This window comes from Nocardia albiluteola (genome assembly GCF_018860155.1).
GTDB lineage: Bacteria > Actinomycetota > Actinomycetes > Mycobacteriales > Mycobacteriaceae > Nocardia > Nocardia albiluteola.
The window spans coordinates 178,296-196,173 of the sequence record NZ_JAHKNI010000004.1 but is presented as its reverse complement, the minus strand read 5'-3'; the positions used below and the strand labels follow the sequence as shown (position 1 = coordinate 196,173).

Sequence of the window (17,878 nt, the reverse complement as noted above, 5' to 3'; positions counted from 1 at the left end):
CAACATCTGTCGTCACCAACGCTACCAGAGTGACGACAGCATCTGCTGTCGCTAGAATCGCGGCATGGCACGGTGGGAAGGCAATACCCCTGATCGGCTCGCAGAGGCGGCCCTGGACCTGTTCGAGGAGCAGGGCTACGACCGCACGACGGTCGCGCAGATCGCGCGGCGCGCGAACCTCACCGAGCGGTCGTTCTACCGATGGTTCTCCGACAAGCGAGAGGTGCTGTTCGGCGGCGGCCGGGAACTCGAGGAGCACCTCGTCGCCGCCATCGAGGCCGTCCCCGCGGGCACGGGTGCGCTGCGCACGCTGCTGACCGCGTGCACCACCGCGACGGCGGTGTTCCGTCCGCGCGAGCACCTGGAGCGGCGCGCGGCGATCATCGCGGCGAATCCGCCATTGCGAGAGCGAGAGTTGATCAAGCTCGTCTCGCTGTCCGAGGCCCTCACGGCCGCACTGCTGCGCCGCGGGCACGACCGCGAGACCGCGCGGCTGGCCACCGATCTCGGGATGGCCGTGATGCGGCTGACCGCCGAGAGGTGCATGGCCGACGAGAATGCCGACTACGCCGAGGTGCTCTGGGCCAGCGCCGCGGATCTGGTCGCCGTCGCGGCCGACGGCGCACCGAGTGCGATCGCCTCCGGCGAATCACCAGGTTCCGGTACGTAATCGGCCGTTCCGGACCGGCGCGAATCGCGGCGGCCGCCCCGGCGAATCGCCGTGCCGCGGCGTGCTGGAGCCGCGCGGGTCACGGAAGCCGCACAGCCCCTCATGATCAGGACCGAGCCGGGGTCGGCGCCCCCTGGGCTCGCTCACAACTGTGCGGCGCGCACCTCCCGCGTGGTCGGCGGATCGGCTCCGCGCCGCCCGCAGGTCAGCGCAGCCACCAGCATCGCCTCATCCACGATCGCAATCAGCTCCGCGCTCTCCAACGCGCGCAACGCCTTTCGCCGATGCGCGCCGAGTAGGTCCCGGCGGTGCAGACCCGCGAGCAGGCCGCCGGCGAAGGCGTCGCCCGCGCCGACGGTGTCCACCAGCTCGATCGGTACGCCCGGACGACGGATCGGCCTGGGATCCTCGGCGGTGGCGGCCAAGGCGCCCTCGCCGCCAAGCGTGACCACGACCAGCGCTGGGCCCCGGCAGGCCCAGTCGGTCAGCACGTCTTCGGGCGCTCGGTCCGGATACAGCCAGGCCAGATCCTCAGAGCTGACCTTCAGGACGTCGGCCAGGCCCAGCATCGTCTCCACGCGCGCCCGGGCGTCGTCGTGAATCATCAACTGCGGACGCATATTCGGGTCATAGGAGATGGTCGCTGTCGCCCGCGCGCGCTCGACCAGGCGCAGCAGCGCATCCGCGCCGGGCCGCTGCGTCATCGCCAGCGAGCCGGTGTGCAGGGCCGCCACGTCACCGTCCAGGGCGGGCCCGAGTTCGGCATCGGTCCACTGCCAGTCCGCGGTGCCGTCGATGCGGAAGTCGTAGCGGGCCACGCCGTCGGCGTCCAGATCCAGCAGCGCCAGCGAGGTCGGCTCGCTGCCCTGGATCGCATGATCGAGGCCGATGGCGTTGTCGCGCAGGAAGTTCCGGACCCTGTCCCCGAGCGTGCCGGTGCCGATCCGGGCGAGCATCCGGACCGGAACATCGAGCCGGACCAGGCCGACGGCCACATTAGTGGGGCTGCCGCCCGGCATCGCCGCGAACTCCCCCGGCGCACCGGTGGGCACCATGTCCACCAAAGCCTCACCCGCGACGGCGATCACCCCCGTGCCCCGCTCAGTCCCGGACACGATGGTTGTCCACCTCCTCGCCCGCCATGGCCCCGGTCATGATCGCGACCGCATCGGACATGGAGAACTCGTGCGGTTCGATCACCGCCACCCGCCGTCCGAGCCGCTGGATGTGCACGCGGTCGGCGATCTCGAAGACATTGGGCATGTTGTGGCTGATCACGATGACCGCCAACCCGCGATCGCGGACCTGGCGGATCAGGTCCAGCACCATGCCGGTCTCCTTGACCCCCAGCGCCGCGGTCGGCTCGTCCATGATCACCACGTGCTGGGCGAAGGCCGCGCTGCGCGCCACCGCCACACCCTGGCGCTGCCCGCCCGAGAGGGTCTCCACCGGCTGCTTCATCGAGCGGATGCCGATCTTCAGATTCGCCATGTGCTCCTGGGATTCCCGGACCATCCGCTCCTTGTCCAGCATCCGGAACACCGATCCCAGCACCCCGCGACGGCGTAATTCCCTGCCCAGGAACAGATTGTCGGCGATATCGAGCGCGGGGGCGACGGCCAGATCCTGGTACACGGTCTCGATGCCCGCGCGGCGCGCATCGATAGGGCGGCGAAACCGGACCGGCTTGCCATCGACCAGGATCTCGCCCTCGTCCGGCGCCACCGCCCCCGAGAGTGCCTTGATGAGAGTGGATTTCCCGGCGCCGTTGTCGCCGATCACCGCGAGGATCTCGTTCGGATACAGGTCGAAGTCGGCGCCGTCCAGCGCGGTGACCTGACCGTAGCGCTTGACCAGCCCCTTCGCCTGCAACACAGGCTGTTTCGCGTCAGTCTGCTCACTCACCGCTGCTGCCTCCTGCGGTTGAATTGATCCACCGTCACCGCGGCGATCACCAGGATGCCGGTGATCAGGGTCTGGTAGATCGAGGAAACTCCCATGAGCTGCAGGCCGTTTCGGATGATACCGACGATCAGCGCGCCCAGCAGGGTGCCGATCACGCTGCCGCGCCCGCCGAACAGGCTGGTGCCGCCCAGGACCACCGCGGTGATCGAGTCGAGGTTGTCGGTCTGCCCCGCGTTCGGATCGCCGACCCCGGTGCGTGCGATCAGCAGCAGCGCGGCCAGTCCGTAGATCAGCCCGGCGACGGTGTAGACGCCGAGAAGTACTCGGCGCGTGTCGATTCCGCTCAACCGGGCGGCCTCGGGATTGTTGCCCACCGCGTAGATGTGCCGTCCCGCCGAGGTCTGCCGCAGCACGTACCAGGCCACCGCGAACAGCACCAGCATCGCCACCGATCCGTAGGTGATGTCGGTGCTGCCCAGCGGAAAGGTCTTGTCGAAGAAGGTGAGCATCGAGGGCAGGCCCGAGATCGTCTGCTCCCCCGAATAGATATGGGTCAGCGCGAAGGCCACGCCGTAGGTGCCGAGCGTGACGATGAACGGCGGCAGTTTGACCATGCTCACCAGCGACCCGTTCACCAGCCCGAACGCCGCGGTCAGCGCGAGCCCGAGCACGATCGCCAGCAGCGGCGGCAGCCCCGAGTTCACGGCCAGTTTGGTGATCGCGATATTGCCCAGCGCCATCACCGCGCCGTTGGACAGGTCGATGCCCGCGGTGAGGATGATCAGCGTCTGCCCGATGGCGAGGGTGCCGACCACCATCACCTGCTGCACGATCAGCGAGAAGTTTCCGCCAGTCAGGAACCGGTCGGACTCGGAGGAGAAGATGATGATCGTGATGAGGATGACCGCAATCGGGCCGAAGTTCGGGAAGCTCAGCACCCGGCTCGCCAATGCGGACACCGATTTCGGCGGCGCCTTCGATGTGGTTGTAGCAGTCATGCGGATCCTTCGAATATCGGCTGAATGATGCACTGCCGGACCGGCCGGATGTCACATCTCGCCGAAATCAATGGGGTGAATGTGACATTCGGCCGGTCTTGCGGTGGCGGGGATCAGCCCCAGCAGTTGTCGGTGCCGTACTGCACGTCTTTGGAGTCAACTCCCGCTTGGGGTTTGGCGGTGATGAGGTTGACGCCGGTATCGGTGTAGCCCGTGGTCTTCTTGCCGGTCTTGGCGTAATCGACGATGGCCTGGACGCCCATCTGCGCCATCTTCAGCGGGTACTGCTGCGAGGTGGCGGCGATCTTGCCGTCCTTCACGCCCTGTACGCCGGTGCAGCCGCCGTCGACGGACACGATCAGCGCGTCGTTCTCCTTGCCGGCGGTCTTCAGCGCGGTGTACGCGCCCAGCGCGGAGGGCTCGTTGATGGTGTAGACCACGTTGATGCCCGGATCCTTCTGCAGGCAGGTCTCCATCGCCGACTGCGCCTTGGCCTGATCGCCCTGGGCGGGCTGCGCGCACACCACATTCGGCGCGGTGACGTCCTGGGTCATGTCCTGGGTGGCCTGCGCGGCGCCGTAGCCGGACAGGAATCCGTTGTGCCGCAACGTGCCGACGCTGACGCCCGGATTCAGGTCGATCATCGCGATCTTCACCGGCTTGTCACCCTCGACGGCCTTGGCGTACTTGCCGATCAGCTGGCCGGCGGTGAAGTTGTTGGTCGCGAACAGCGCATCGACCGCGGACTGCGGCTCGGTGGGCGTGTCCAGCGCGAACACCTCCACGCCCTTGGCGCGGGCCTTGGCGATGGCGGGAACGATCGCCTTGGTATCGCTGGCGGTGATCATGATGCCCTTGACGCCCTCGGCCACCATGTTCTCGATCGCGGTCACCTGGCTGGCATTGTCGCCGTCGAATTTGCCCGCGGCGGTGACCAGTTTGACCCCGGCGGCGTCGGCGGCCTTCTGCGCACCCTCCTTCATCTTGACGAAGTACGGGTTGGTGTCGGTCTTGGTGATCAACCCGACCTCGATCTGCCCGCTGCCGGACCCCTTGCCGCACGCGGTGGCGGTGAGGGCGACGGTGGTGAGGGCGAAGCAGGCGGCGGCGATACGAATGGCACGAGAGGACATCTATGTGCTCCATGTGTACTGCGAAAGACAACGTTGTCAGTGACCATAGATCGTGACGCGGCTCACGTCCAGAGCCAAGTACTCACAAATTTCTAGGCAGTACGTCGGGGGACGGCACGACGCGCAGGATGTGTCACAGTGCTAGAAAGAAGGAGATGTCAGCGTTGTCAGACCCTCGGACCCCCGCCTCGGAGGCGGCCCGGCGCAGCACCCCCCGCCGGGGCGCAACCATGCGCGAGGTCGCCGCGCTGGCGGGCGTGAGCATCAAGACGGTGTCGCGGGTGGTGCGCGGCGAGCCCGGCGTATCCCCCGAACTGGCCGCGCGCGTGACCGATGCCGCGGCCATGCTCGACTACCGGCACAATCTCGCGGCGAGCACGCTGCGCGGGCACGGCCAGAAGACCGCCGCGATCGGCCTGGTGCTCATGGATGTCGCGAACCCGTTCGCCTCCGCGCTGCACCGCGCGGTCGAGGACTTCGCCCACGGCCGTGGGACTTTGGTGTTCGCGGTCTCGAGCGACGAGAATCCGGGCCGCCAGCGCGAGGTCCTGGACGCGCTGCTGTCCCGCCGCGTCGACGGGCTGATCGTGATGCCGGTCGGCACCGACCACGGGATGCTGATCCACGAGCAAAGGCGCGGCACCCCTGTCGTTTTCGTCGACCGCCTGCCCGCCGCCGCCGAAATCGACAGCGTCACGGTCGACAACCGAGCCGGAGCCCGCCGCGCGATCGAGCATCTGGCCGCACAGGGCCACCGCCGCATCGCCTATCTCGGTGACCTGCATACGATTTGGACCGCCGCGCAACGCTACGCGGGTTACGTCGAGGGCCTGGCCTGCACGGGAATCGCCTTGGACCCCACCCTTATCTGTGCCGATCTGCACAATCCCGACGCGGCCGAGGCCGCCGTCGACGCGCTGCTGTCCCGTCCCGACCGCCCCACCGCGCTGTTCAGCGCCCAGAACCTGGTCACCGTCGGTGTACTGCGCGCACTCCAGAAGCGTGGCCTGCACCGGGATATCGCGCTGGTCAGCTTCGACGACCTGCCCCTGGCCGAACTGCTGACCCCTGCCCTCACGGCCGTCACCCAGGACCCGGCCGTCATCGGGCGCACCGCCGCCGAGCTGCTGTTCGCCCGCCTGGACGGCGACCAATCCCCACCTCGCCGCCGCGTGGTACCAACTCGACTGCTGGTCCGCGGATCGGGAGAAATCCCCCCGTCCGGCGCACAGCCGGAAGCCTAGGACGGCGCTCGATCGGACCCCGGAACGATCGGCCGCGGCGGCCCGACCTGCGGATAGTGTGGTCAACATGGGTATCCCGTACATCGCGTCCCCGGACCTGCCGGAGCACATGACCTGGGAAGAACTCGAGCAACTACCCGAGGAGATCGCCGGGGAGATCGAGCTATGGAAGGGGCGTGTCGTGTGGATGCGACGCCCGCCGGCCCCACATCAGGAATATTCGATCGAGTTTCGGAACACGCTCCGTAGATGTGGGCGTGAAGACATGTCGGTGCGGCCGGAGCAGTGCTGGCGGGTACTCACCGGGACGAATGTCTTCTTCGGTACGAACGGAAAGTCGGACTTCTCGACCCCGGATTTCCTCATATCCCGCTGCTATGAGGACGAGTTTGCGGATATCCGTGCCTCGGACCTGTATCTAGCGGGTGAGGTGTTGTCGGCATCCAACACCGAGCGGGACATCGAGGCGAAGAAGGCGCGGTACGCCGCGGCCGGAATTCCCTGGTACTGGGAGGTATTGCTCGGTCGAAACCCCCGCCGGATCGTCGTTGTTCGCGCCTACGCGCTCGAAACACACCACGGACAGTTGCCACCCGGTGTATCTCCGCTGCACCCCACCTATTACGTCATGGCTGGTGAATGGAAGTCCGAGGACACCGACGGCATTGCCACCAACTTTCGTTCCCCATTCGAATTCCCTGGTCCGAACTCGAGTACTGACGCTCAGCTCGCGGCGGACAGCTCCCGGCCGAGGCTGGCGGCGGCCTCCTGCAGCAGCGGGATGATGTTGTCCATGTCCAGACCCGCCACCCGGGCCTGCGGCCCGGAAATGGACAGGGCCGCGCGGGTGGGAGCGTCGGGGATGCCGACCGCGAAGCAGCGCACACCGATCTCCTGCTCGCCGTCGTCGACGGCGAAGCCCTGCAGGCGGACCCGATCGATCTCCTCGCGGATCACCGCGGGATCGGTGATGGTGTGAATGGTGCGGGGGCTCATCGTGATTCGCGACAGAATCCGGTCGGTCTCCGCGGGCGGCAGCGTCGCCAGCACCGCCTTGCCGACGGCGGTGCAGTGCAGGTCCACCCGCTGACCGACCTCCGTGAACATCCGCATGGCATGCGGGGAGGGCACCTGCGCGACGTAGACGACCTGATCCCCGTCCAGCACGGCCATATTCGAGGTTTCCCCCGTGAGGTCGCGCAGCCGGGTCAGATGCGGGCGCGCCGAGGAGCCCAGCACCTTCCCGGCCGTCTCGCCGAGCCGAATCAGCCTGGGCCCCAGGGAGTATCGCCGCGAGGGCTGCTGCCGGATATAGCCGCCCGCGATGAGCGTGCGCAGCAGCCGGTGAATGGTCGGCTGCGGCAGCCCGGACGCCTCGGCGAGCTGCGAGAGCGTCGCCTCCCCGCCCGCGTCGGCCACCAGCTCCAGCAGTTCGAAGGCTCGGTCGACGGACTGCACCCCGCCACTGGCCCGCGTCTGGGTGTCGGTCACGGCGTTGTTCCCTCCTGGATCGGTGTTTCCACCATCTTTGCAGCGAATTCCAGCATACGGAAGTCCGGATGCCGGAATTCGCTGCGCACCCCCGCTCGAATCAACAGAATCCAGGGATACCGTGCCATGCGCGGCCGGCCTCGGGGGCGTCGTCGCGCTCGACGGCCGCCTCGATCAGGCCGTACGGGCGGTCGGCTGCGATGAACACCTCGCCCGGGTTGTCCAGGCCGAAGCGGTCCAGGTCGTAGAGGAAGTGGTGCTTGTTCGGCGCGGAGAAGCGGATCTCGGCGACGTCGCGGTGCTGCTCGAGTACCGCGCGGCCCATGCTGTAGAGAGTCTGCTGCAGGGCGTAGGAATGCACGACGGCGAACTGCCGCAACAGGATCGAGCGAATCGAATCGAAGGTCTTGTCCCAGTTGACCGTTCCCTCCCCGGCCGCGCCCGTGGGGTTGTAGCGCCAGCGGGCCACCAGCGAGGTCGCCATGATCCGGTCGTTGGTCGGCTCCAGGGTGGTGTACTTGTCCTTGAAGAAGCCGTGGAATTCCGAGCCGGTCGTCTTGAGCAGCACCAGATCCTTGATGCCGGACACCACGTGCGCGCGCCGGTCCGGGCCGACGCCGTCGATGTTGACCACCGTGGTGCGTACGCCGCCGCCGCTGCGCACGAACGAATGATCGTGCGGCAGACCATCGACCGCGATGCGGTCCCAGGAGTACTCGTCGATCTCGATGCGGGCGCCGTCCGCGCCGGGGCAGCGGGCGATGAAGTGGTCGCCGAGGGTGAGCGCGAAGTCCTCGATCGCCTCGACGCCCTTCTCCTTGGCGAAGGCGAAGACGGTGTTCTTCTGGGTGTCGGTCGGCAGCACATCGCCCTGGTCACCCGCGATGTGCGCCTCGGCGAAGCGCCCGCGCAGCGCGGAGGAGACGTTCAGGTCGCGGATCTGGTGGCGGTCCGTATCGCGGTAGACGCGCACGAGACGGTTTTCGGCCTTGCCGTACTGGTTGGGTCCGAGCTGGATGGCCATGGCTGGTCAGCTCCCTCGATAGGTAGATAGGGCGAACGGGGACAACAGCAGCGGCACGTGATGGTGCTGCTGCGGATCGGAGATCGTGAAGGTCACGGTCACCTCGGGGAAGAACGTGGGACGGTCGCCGTAGTAGGCGGCGGTGTCGAAGGTCAGCCGGTAGACCCCGGCCTCGACCCGCTCGGGGCCCAGATCGGTGCAGCGACCGTCGTCGTCGGTGCGGCCGGAGGCCAGCTCCCGCCAGCCGTCCTGAGTGCGGGCCTCGAGCCGCACCGGAACCCCCTGTGCGGGATGACCTCCGGCGGTGTCGAGCACGTGGGTAGTGATTGCACTACGGGTCATTGAGTAACCATCCGTTCCAGCCGCTTTCGCGCGATCGCGGCGAGTTCTCTTCGGGTGACCAGGATTTCGGCGTCCGGATCGTTGTCCAGGCGCGCGAGGCAATCGGCGAGCATCTCGTGGCCGGTGCGGCCGGAGGCGCACACCAGATAGATGAGGCCGAACTTGTCCTCGTAGGCGAGGTTCCCCTCGCGCAGCGCGGCCGCCAGCTCGGCATCGGCCGGATCGACTCCGGACTGTTCGCGCGCGGCCTGGGAGCCGGGCGCGGTGGAGGCGCCGATGCGCGGATGGTCGGCCAGCGCGGCGCGCACCTGCTCGGGCGACAGCGCGAGCACCTGCCCCTCCGCCAGCTCCAGCAGTGTGTCGCGATCGGCGTACGGCCGGGCCGAGTCGACCGCGCGGACCCACTCCTCGACGCCTACCACGCCGGTCAGGCTGACACGCCAATCCTCGCCGGGCAGCGCGTTGAGCTGCGCGATCGTAAGATTTTGGGTCACCGGGTACCTCCGCATTCCGATCGATCCGCCGGTCCTGCGGCCGGAAATCTTGTAGTTCGAGACTACCGCATCAACTTCTACGATGCGGAAATTAAATTCCGCTGAAACGAATGTAGGAGGGGTCACAACGCGCTGTCAACAGATTCGCAAAGGTTCGCCCGGATCCGCGAAAGGTGTTGACCGCCACACCCCGGGGGAGCTACCGTCGTATAACGGAAGAAACATTCCATATTGTGGAATCAAGATCGCAACAGCGCGATCCGGGTCGCAACGAGGCGATCCACCTTCCCGGAAGTGAAGTCTGTACGGACGCTGCATCCCGAGAGAGAAGAAGAGACGGCATGACACAACCCCTCCCGTATGCGGTGAACCTGTCCATCCTGTTCACCGAGCTGCCCCTGCTGGAGCGCCCCGCCGCGGCCAAGGCCGCCGGATTCGACGCGGTGGAGTTCTGGTGGCCCTTCGGCGCCAACGCCACCCCCGCCGACGACGAGGTCGAGGCCTTCGTCACCGCCATCGAGCAGGCCGGCGTGCAGCTGATCGGCCTGAACCTCTTCGCCGGTGACATGCCCGCCGGAGAGCGCGGGCTGGTGTCGTGGCCGGGACGTGAGCAGGAGTTCGCCGACAGCGTCGCGGTGGCCGTGGCGATCGGGCGTCGCCTGGGCTGCAAGGCCTTCAACGCCCTCTACGGCCTGCGCCTCGAGGGCCAGGAGCCCGGCGCGCAGGACGAGGTGGCCATCCGCAACCTGGCGCTGGCCGCGCGCTCGATCGGCGAGATCGGCGGCACCGTGCTGCTCGAGCCCGTCAGCGGCATCGCCACCTATCCGCTCAAGACCGCCGAAGACGTTGTCGGCGTGCTGGATCGGGTTCGCGAGGCGCAGGGCGCGACGAACATCGGCCTGCTGGCCGACATCTACCACCTCACCGTGAACGGCGACGATCTGGACAAGGTCATCGAGGCGCACGCCGACCGGATCGCGCACGTCCAGTTCGCCGACGCGCCCGGGCGGCACGAGCCCGGCACCGGTGAGCTCGACATCTTCGGCTACATCGACAAGATCGGCGCCGCCGGCTACCGCGGCTACGTCGCCGCGGAGTACGCCCCCAGCGGCGCCAGCGCCGACAGCTTCGCCTGGCTGCCCGCAGCCCGCTGAAAAATACATCGCCGAAAGACATACGGAGAAACAACATGACCAGAATCGGATTCATCGGCCTCGGCATCATGGGCTCGCCCATGGCCTCCCACCTGGCCAAGGCCGGGCACGAGGTGGTCGGCTACACCCTCAACACCGACGCGTACGCGCGGCTCGAGGGCGACGGCGGTCGCGCGGTGGACAGCATCGAGGCCGCGGTCAAGGACGCCGAGATCGTTATCACCATGCTGCCCAACCATCCTCAGGTCGAGGACGTGGTGCTCGGTGAGGGCGGCGTGTTCGCCCACGCGCCCAAGGGTGCGCTGCTGATCGACTTCTCCACGATCCGGCCCGAGAGCTCGATCGCGGTGGCCGAGGCCGGCGCCAAGGCCGGATTCCGGGTGCTCGACGCGCCGGTATCCGGTGGCCAGGGCGGCGCCGAGGAGGGCGTGCTGTCCATCATGGTCGGCGGCGACGCGGACGACTTCGCCGCCGTGACACCGGTTTTCGAGGCGGTCGGCAAGACCTACATCCACGTCGGCGCGCACGGCGCCGGACAGATCGTCAAGGCGGCCAACCAGCTCGTGGTCGGCGGCACCTACGCCCTGGTCGCCGAGGCCATCGTGCTGATGGAGGCACTGGGTGTGGACGCGGGCAAGGGCCTGGACGTGCTGGCCGGCGGTCTGGCGGGCAGCACCATCCTCGAGCGCAAGCGCAAGTCGATGGTGGCCCGCGAGTTCGCCCCCGGCTTCCGGATCGACCTGCACCACAAGGACATGGGCATCATCACCGACGCCGCCAAGCAGGCCGACGTGTCGCTGCCGACCGCCGCGCTGACCGCATCGCTGATCGCCGCGGGCCGCGCCCAGGGCTACGGCTCGCTGGATCACTCGGCGCTGCTGAAGGTCATCGAGAACCTCAACGGGCGCGGCGAGAAGTAGCCTGATGAACTCGCCGCGAATCGTACTGGCCCCGGACAAGTTCAAGGGCTCGCTCACCGCCGGGGAGGTCGCCGAGGCGGTGGCCGCCGGTATCCGGCGGGTTCGCCCCGACGCCGACATCCGCTGGGTCCCGGTGGCCGACGGCGGGGAGGGGACGGTGGACGCGGCAGCCGCCGCCGGATTCGACTGCACCACGGTCGAAGTCGGCGGCCCGACCGGGGAGCCGGTGCGAGCGGCGTTCGCGCACAACGGCACGACCGCCGTCGTGGAGGCCGCGGCGGCCTGCGGGCTGTCCCGGCTACCACACGGCGTGCTCGCCCCGCTGACCGCGACCAGCCGCGGCGTCGGCGAGCTGCTGCTCGCCGCGCTCGACACCGGCTGCCGCACGGTGGTTCTCGGTGTGGGCGGCAGTGCCTGCACCGACGGCGGCGCCGGCATGCTCGCCGGGCTGGGCGCATCGTTGCTCGATGCGGATGCCCGTCCGGTGGGCCCGGGCGGCGGCGGCCTGGCCGATATCGCGTATCTCGACCTGCACCAGCTCGATCCCCGCATCCACGAGGTGGATCTGGTGCTGGCCAGCGATGTCGACAACCCGCTGCTCGGAGCGCACGGCGCGGCCGCGATTTTCGGGCCGCAGAAGGGCGCGGGCGCCGGTGAGCTGGCCGTGCTGGAGGCGGGGCTGACGCACTGGTCCCGGCTCGTGGCCCAGCGCACCGGATTCGACGTGGCCGACCGGCCGGGCGCCGGTGCGGCGGGCGGCATCGGTTTCGCCGCCCTCGCGGTGCTCGGCGCCCGGCGCTCGGGCGGCATCGACGTGCTGCTCGACCTGGTCGGATTCGATCGGGTGGTCAAGGACGCGGATCTGGTGGTGACCGGGGAGGGTTCGCTCGACGAGCAGACCCTGCACGGCAAGGCGCCCGCCGGCGTCGCGGCCCGCGCCGCCAAGGCCGGGGTGCGCACCATTGCCGTCGCCGGACGGCAGCTGCTCGACGAGGCACAGCTGCGGGGCGCGGGTTTCGCCGCGTCCTATCCGCTCACCGCGCTCGAGCCGGACCTGCAGCGGTGCCAGGACGAGGCCGCGGAACTGTTGCAGCGCCAAGGGGAACTGATCGCGCGGGAGCAGCTGACCGAACCGGCTGCCGGCCGCACGTCCTAGACCCAGCCGTCGTCCCGGCCGCGCGGCCGGGGACGACGGACCACCCGTCGCCTCGGTGGAGGCCGGAATCCCGCTTCGCGGTCGCGGATTCCGACCTCCGCCCGGGCGCCGGACACGCTCCGCCGTGCGCGCGGAAGCCGGAAATACCTAGCCGTCAAAGGGTTTCCGTCTTCCGCCCGCACTACGGCGCACCCGCGCCGGTCGCGTCGTTCCCGCGGAGGTCGGAACCCTATCCCGCCGTCTATGGGTCCCGGCTTCCGCAGGAACGATGCGGCACTATCCATGCAGTACAGGAGTTTTCGTGAATACCAACAGCGACAAGGTATTCCGCGCCCGCCGGGTGATCACGCCCACCGGCGAGGTCGCGGCATCGGTGGTCGTCCACGACGGGCGGATCGCCGAGATCACCCCCTACGACGCGCCGCACGCAGCGGGCGAGATCATCGACGTGCCGGACGATTCGGCGCTGCTACCGGGCCTGGTGGACAGCCACGTCCACGTCAACGAGCCCGGCCGCACCGCGTGGGAGGGCTTCGCCACCGCGACCCGCGCCGCGGTGGCCGGGGGCATCACCACGCTCATCGATATGCCGCTCAACAGCATTCCAGCGACGGTCGATATCGCCGCGCTGCGCGAGAAGCAAGACGTGGCGGCCGGGCAGTGCAGCATCGACGTCGGCTTCTGGGGCGGCGCGGTCGGCGACAACCTCGGCGACATGGCCGAGCTGGCGCGCGCGGGGGTGTTCGGCTTCAAGGCATTCCTGCTGCCCTCGGGCGTCGAGGAGTTCTGTCACCTGGACGCCGCCCAGCTCGAGGCCGCGGTGCGCGCGGTGGCCGAGCTGGATTCGCTGCTGATAGTGCATGCGGAGGACCCTGCCGTCATCGACGCCGCACCGGCCCCGCACGGACCCATCTACGCCGATTTCCTCGCCTCGCGCCCGGTCGAGGCCGAGACCCGCGCCATCGCCGCACTGATCGACCTCGCCGAGCGGTACGGCGCACGCGTGCACGTGCTGCACCTGGCCGCCGCCTGCGCGGTGCCGATGATCGCGGCCGCGCGCGCCCGTGGTGTGCGAATCACGGCGGAGACCTGTCCGCACTACCTGACCATCAGCGCCGAGGAGATCCCGGACGGCGCCACCGAATTCAAGTGCTGCCCACCGATCCGCAACCGGGTCAACCAGCAGGGGCTGTGGAACGGACTGCGCGACAACGTCATCGACTGCATCGTCAGCGACCACTCCCCCAGCACGGTGGAGCTGAAGCGCGCGGGCGGCGGCGATTTCGGCAAGGCGTGGGGCGGCATCGCCGGTCTGCAAGTAGGGCTTTCGGCGATCTGGACCGCCTCCCCCGACTGGGTCGGGCTGCCCGATCTGGTGCGCTGGATGGCCACCGGGCCCGCGGATCTGGCCGGCCTGGAACACAAGGGCCGCATAGCAATCGGCGCGGACGCGGATTTCTGTGTGTTCGCCCCGCACGAGGAGTTCGTCGTCGACGCGACCGCGTTGCAGCACCGCAACCCGATCTCCGCCTACGACGGCCGCACGCTGCGCGGCGTGGTGCGATCCACCTGGCTGCGTGGCGATCTGATCACCGGTGACCACGCCCGTGGGCGCCTGCTGCAGAGAGAAGGGTAGTCATGAGCGAGCTTGCGAGCGAATCATCGACACAGCGTGCTTCGCTCACGCCGGAGCGAAGCAAAGGGACACAGCGTGCTTCGCTCACGCCGGAGCGAAGCAAAGGGACACAGCGTGCTTCGCTCATGCCGGAGCGAAGCGGAGGCGTGAGCGATTGGTCCCAACTTCCGGACCTGGCCTCACGACAGGTCGGCGGCAGCGTGGTCGCGGCGAACGACGAATTCTTCGCCGAGCGTGAGAATCTCATCAAGGATGCGGCGCCGGTCTACCAGACCCACACCTTCAACAACAAGGGCCAGGTGTACGACGGCTGGGAGACCCGGCGCCGCCGCGACGGCAGCCCGGGACCCGACTGGGCGCTGATCCGGCTCGGCGTCGCGGGGGTGGTGTCCGGAATCGTCGTGGACACCGCATTTTTCATCGGCAACTTCCCGCCGCACGTCTCCATCGAAGGCGCCTCGGTGCCCGGGCATCCCTCGGTGGACGAACTGCTGGCCGCCGACTGGCATACCCTCGTGCCGGTCTCCCCGGTCGAGGGCGACAGCCGGAACCTGTTCGAGGCCAGCAACGATCGGCGCATCACCCACGTGCGGGTGAACATGCATCCCGACGGCGGCATCGCCCGGGTCCGGGTGCACGGTACCGCGGTCCCGGATCCGCAGTGGATCGACGACATCCCCTTCGACCTCGCGGCGCTGCGCAACGGCGGCCGCGCGGTGGCCTGCAGCGACGGCTTCTTCTCCCCGCCGAACAACATGCTGCAGCCCGGTATTTCGCGGTTCATGGCCGACGGCTGGGAGACCCGGCGCCGGCGCGACGACGGCAACGACTGGGCCACCGTGGCCCTGGCCGCCGAGGCCGTGCCCGCAGTGCTCGAGCTCGACACCACGCACTACAAGGGCAACTCCCCCGCGCGCATCTCCCTGGACGGGTACACCGCGGACGGCGAGCTGGTCTCTCTGCTCGAGCCGACGGCGCTGCAGCCCGATGCCACCCACCGCTTCCGCCTCACTGGCGATCGGCCGGTGAATCACGTGCGCCTCAACGTCCTTCCCGACGGCGGCGTCGCCCGGCTGCGCCTGTTCGGCCGCATCACCCCCGCGGGGCGTGAGCAGCTCGAGAGCCGCTTCACCGCCACCACCCCGGACCACTGACCCCACGGCCATTGATCACGAAGGAGACCCGATGGTTCTGATGTTCCTCAACGGCGACGGCATGCGCGGCGGGCGCCTCAACGGCCAGCTCGACGGCGCCCCGCTACTGCGCGCCGCGCGCAGCGCCGCCAAGTACCGCTACTACTCGGTCGGCGACCGCTTCCCCGCCATGCTCGCCACCTCCGACGAGGGTCGCTCGGTCCTCGGCGAGGTATACGACGTACCGATGGAAGTGTTGCGGGACAACCTGATCCCGAACGAACCGCCCGAGCTCGAGCTCGGCCTGATCGAACTCGAGGACGGCACGGCCTGCCTGGCCACCGTGCTGCGGCCGAACCTGGCCGACTCGCCCGAGCTGACCGACATCTCCGATATCGGCGACTGGCGCGCCTACCGCGGCATCCCGGTCGCCGACTGATCGCGCCGCCCCGGCCGAATAGCCGAGGGCACAAGTAAATACATCCGGTCTCGCACCGCGGACCGGGCCACGCGGGGATGACGGCTCCCCGCGCGGCCCGATCAACGGAACGAGACGCCAAACGCACACATGGGAGTACACGACATGCCACGCATGCGGGCCGTCGACGCGGCCGTCAAGATCCTGGAACTGGAGGGCGCCACACAGGCTTTCGGCCTGCCCGGCGCCGCGATCAACCCCTTCTACTCGGCGCTGCGCGCGCACGGTGGCATCAAGCACGTGCTGGCCCGCCACATGGAGGGCGCCTCGCACATGGCCGAGGGCTACACCCGGGCCGCGCACGGCAACATCGGCGTGTGCATCGGCACCTCCGGCCCGGCCGGCACCGACATGATCACCGGCCTGTATTCGGCCATCGCGGACTCGATTCCGATCCTGTGCATCACCGGGCAGGCGCCGCGCGCCCGCCTGCACAAGGAGGACTTCCAGGCGGTCGACATCGCCGCCATCGCCGCGCCCGTCACGAAAATGGCTGTGACCGTGCTGGAACCGGCCCAGGTGCCCGGGGTCTTCCAGCAGGCGTTCCACCTGATGCGCTCGGGCCGGCCTGGCCCGGTGCTCATCGACCTGCCGGTCGACGTGCAGGTCGCCGAGATCGAGTTCGACCCGGAAACCTATGCGCCGCTGCCGGTCTACAAGCCCGCCGCGACGCGCGCGCAGGCCGCGAAGGCCCTGGAAATGCTGACCGCCTCGCAGCGGCCGCTGTTCGTCGCGGGCGGCGGCATCATCAATGCCGGCGCCGAGGACCTGATGGTCGAGCTGGCCGAGCTGCTGAACGTGCCGGTGGTCCCGACCCTGATGGGCTGGGGCATCCTGCCCGACGACCACGAGCTGTCCGCGGGCATGGTCGGCCTGCAGACCTCCACCCGCTACGGCAACGCCACCCTGTTGGCCTCGGACTTCGTCATGGGCATCGGCAACCGGTGGGCCAACCGCCACACCGGAAACCTGGAAACCTACACCCGGGGACGCACTTTCGTGCACGTGGACATCGAGCCCACGCAGATCGGCCGGGTGTTCGCGCCCGACTACGGCATCGCCTCGGACGCCAAGGCCGCGCTCGAGCAGCTGCTGGCGGTGGCCCGCGAGCGCAAGCAGGCCGGAACCCTGCCCGACTACTCCGGCTGGGTCGCCGAGTGCACCGAGCGCAAGGGAAGCCTGCACCGCAAGACGCACTTCGACAACGTTCCGGTGAAACCGCAACGGGTGTACGAGGAGATGAACCGGGCGTTCGGGCGCGACACCCGCTACGTCTCCACGATCGGCCTGTCGCAGATCGCCGGCGCGCAGATGCTGCACGTGTACCAGGCGCGCAACTGGATCAACTGCGGCCAGGCCGGCCCGCTGGGCTGGACCGTGCCCGCGACGCTCGGCGTGGTGGCGGCCGACCCGACCCGCAATGTCGTTGCGCTGTCGGGTGATTACGACTTCCAGTTCATGATCGAGGAACTGGCCGTCGGCGCCCAGTTCAACCTGCCGTACGTGCACGTGCTGGTGAACAACTCCTACCTGGGCCTGATCCGGCAGGCGCAGCGCGCGTTCGACATGGACTACTTCGTGCAGCTCGGCTTCGACAACATCAACGCCGACGATTCCATCGGCCTGGCCAAGGGCTACGGCGTGGACCACGTCCGCGTCGCGGAGGGCCTGGGCTGCAAGGCGATTCGCGTCGAGGACCCGAAGGATATCGCCGCCGCCTTCGCCCGCGCCAAGGAGTGGGCACAGGAGTTCCGGGTTCCCGTGGTGGTCGAGATCATCCTGGAGAAGGTCACCAACATCTCCATGGGCGCCACCGACATCGACCAGATCACCGAATTCGAGGCCCTGGCCGAATCCGCCGCCGATGCACCGACCGCTCTGCTGCCGCTGAGCTGACCCAGGACTCCGTCGGCTTTATCACACACGCTCCCACGCCGACGGTCGCCCCGCCACACCCGAGACCCGGGTGCGGCGGGGTTTCTCGTTCGACCGCACGATTGTGACCCCGTTCCGCAGCGATCTCCGCTGGTCAGGCCCTGCCAGCTAGGTCACAGCCGGTCCCCCGAGAACTGACAGAGGGCACGGAGGCACCTCCCAGAA

General features: G+C 68.7%; 17 protein-coding genes and 1 pseudogene. 10 read left to right on the top strand and 8 right to left on the bottom strand.

Going from position 1 to position 17,878, the window contains the following annotated elements; all coding sequences use genetic code 11:
• The first annotated feature begins 64 nt into the window (after nt 1-64).
• Nucleotides 65-670, top strand: a complete 606-nt coding sequence (locus KO481_RS14065; RefSeq protein WP_215917556.1) for a TetR/AcrR family transcriptional regulator — start codon at nt 65-67, stop codon at nt 668-670.
• 143 nt (nt 671-813) lie between these two features.
• On the opposite strand, the gene KO481_RS14060 is transcribed toward KO481_RS14065, so the two are convergent.
• The 4 genes from KO481_RS14060 to KO481_RS14045 form a co-directional block, all read right to left on the bottom strand.
• Nucleotides 814-1,785, bottom strand: a complete 972-nt coding sequence (locus KO481_RS14060; RefSeq protein ID WP_215917555.1) for a carbohydrate kinase family protein — start codon at nt 1,783-1,785, stop codon at nt 814-816.
• Nucleotides 1,772-2,575: an ATP-binding cassette domain-containing protein gene (locus KO481_RS14055; RefSeq protein ID WP_308166597.1), complete on the bottom strand. Its 804-nt coding sequence runs from the start codon at nt 2,573-2,575 to the stop codon at nt 1,772-1,774. Before KO481_RS14055 ends, KO481_RS14060 begins: the two co-directional genes overlap by 14 nt.
• Complete coding sequence (locus tag KO481_RS14050; RefSeq protein ID WP_215917554.1) at nt 2,572-3,573, bottom strand: ABC transporter permease; 1,002 nt, start codon at nt 3,571-3,573, stop codon at nt 2,572-2,574. The genes KO481_RS14055 and KO481_RS14050 overlap by 4 nt, the downstream gene beginning before the upstream one ends.
• Nucleotides 3,574-3,686: 113 nt before the next feature.
• Complete coding sequence (locus KO481_RS14045) at nt 3,687-4,706, bottom strand: sugar ABC transporter substrate-binding protein (protein ID WP_215917553.1); 1,020 nt, start codon at nt 4,704-4,706, stop codon at nt 3,687-3,689.
• 164 nt (nt 4,707-4,870) lie between these two features.
• Between KO481_RS14045 and KO481_RS14040 the strand changes: the two genes are divergently transcribed.
• Together KO481_RS14040 and KO481_RS44335 are read left to right on the top strand one after the other, a co-directional pair.
• A complete protein-coding gene (locus KO481_RS14040; RefSeq protein WP_215917552.1) occupies nt 4,871-5,950 on the top strand; it encodes a LacI family DNA-binding transcriptional regulator in 1,080 nt (359 codons plus the stop codon).
• A 67-nt stretch (nt 5,951-6,017) separates the two neighbouring features.
• Nucleotides 6,018-6,407: pseudogene (locus KO481_RS44335) on the top strand (Uma2 family endonuclease); the annotation flags it as partial.
• 266 nt (nt 6,408-6,673) lie between these two features.
• Here the strand turns inward: KO481_RS44335 and KO481_RS14030 are convergent.
• From KO481_RS14030 to uraD, 4 genes are all read right to left on the bottom strand, one after another.
• A complete protein-coding gene (locus KO481_RS14030; RefSeq protein WP_215917551.1) occupies nt 6,674-7,441 on the bottom strand; it encodes an IclR family transcriptional regulator in 768 nt (255 codons plus the stop codon).
• Nucleotides 7,442-7,541: 100 nt separating this feature from the next.
• A complete protein-coding gene (pucL, locus tag KO481_RS14025; RefSeq protein WP_215917550.1) occupies nt 7,542-8,465 on the bottom strand; it encodes a factor-independent urate hydroxylase in 924 nt (307 codons plus the stop codon).
• A 6-nt stretch (nt 8,466-8,471) separates the two neighbouring features.
• Nucleotides 8,472-8,807 (bottom strand): hydroxyisourate hydrolase, encoded by a 336-nt coding sequence (uraH, locus tag KO481_RS14020; RefSeq protein WP_215917549.1) that lies wholly within the window; start codon nt 8,805-8,807, stop codon nt 8,472-8,474.
• A complete protein-coding gene (gene uraD, locus KO481_RS14015; protein ID WP_215917548.1) occupies nt 8,804-9,301 on the bottom strand; it encodes a 2-oxo-4-hydroxy-4-carboxy-5-ureidoimidazoline decarboxylase in 498 nt (165 codons plus the stop codon). The genes uraH and uraD overlap by 4 nt, the downstream gene beginning before the upstream one ends.
• A 341-nt stretch (nt 9,302-9,642) precedes the next feature.
• Between uraD and KO481_RS14010 the strand changes: the two genes are divergently transcribed.
• The 7 genes from KO481_RS14010 to gcl all read left to right on the top strand — a co-directional run bounded on the left by KO481_RS14010 (nt 9,643) and on the right by gcl (nt 17,674).
• Nucleotides 9,643-10,455 carry a hydroxypyruvate isomerase family protein gene (locus tag KO481_RS14010; protein WP_215917547.1) on the top strand — a complete coding sequence of 271 codons (813 nt, stop codon included), beginning with the start codon at nt 9,643-9,645 and terminating at the stop codon, nt 10,453-10,455.
• The gene (locus tag KO481_RS14005) at nt 10,452-11,375 is read left to right on the top strand and encodes an NAD(P)-dependent oxidoreductase (protein WP_281066096.1); all 924 of its coding nucleotides are present in this window, start codon (nt 10,452-10,454) and stop codon (nt 11,373-11,375) included. Before KO481_RS14010 ends, KO481_RS14005 begins: the two co-directional genes overlap by 4 nt.
• 4 nt (nt 11,376-11,379) lie before the next feature.
• Nucleotides 11,380-12,531 (top strand): glycerate kinase, encoded by a 1,152-nt coding sequence (locus tag KO481_RS14000; RefSeq protein WP_215917545.1) that lies wholly within the window; start codon nt 11,380-11,382, stop codon nt 12,529-12,531.
• A gap of 301 nt (nt 12,532-12,832) precedes the next feature.
• Nucleotides 12,833-14,167, top strand: a complete 1,335-nt coding sequence (gene allB, locus KO481_RS13995; RefSeq protein ID WP_215917544.1) for an allantoinase AllB — start codon at nt 12,833-12,835, stop codon at nt 14,165-14,167.
• Between the two features lie 125 nt (nt 14,168-14,292).
• Nucleotides 14,293-15,321, top strand: coding sequence for an allantoicase (gene alc, locus KO481_RS13990; RefSeq protein WP_215917543.1), 1,029 nt, complete (start codon nt 14,293-14,295; stop codon nt 15,319-15,321).
• Between the two features lie 31 nt (nt 15,322-15,352).
• Complete coding sequence (locus KO481_RS13985; RefSeq protein ID WP_215917542.1) at nt 15,353-15,739, top strand: allophanate hydrolase-related protein; 387 nt, start codon at nt 15,353-15,355, stop codon at nt 15,737-15,739.
• Nucleotides 15,740-15,883: 144 nt separating this feature from the next.
• Nucleotides 15,884-17,674 carry a glyoxylate carboligase gene (gene gcl, locus KO481_RS13980; protein WP_215917541.1) on the top strand — a complete coding sequence of 597 codons (1,791 nt, stop codon included), beginning with the start codon at nt 15,884-15,886 and terminating at the stop codon, nt 17,672-17,674.
• Nucleotides 17,675-17,878 lie beyond the last annotated feature (204 nt).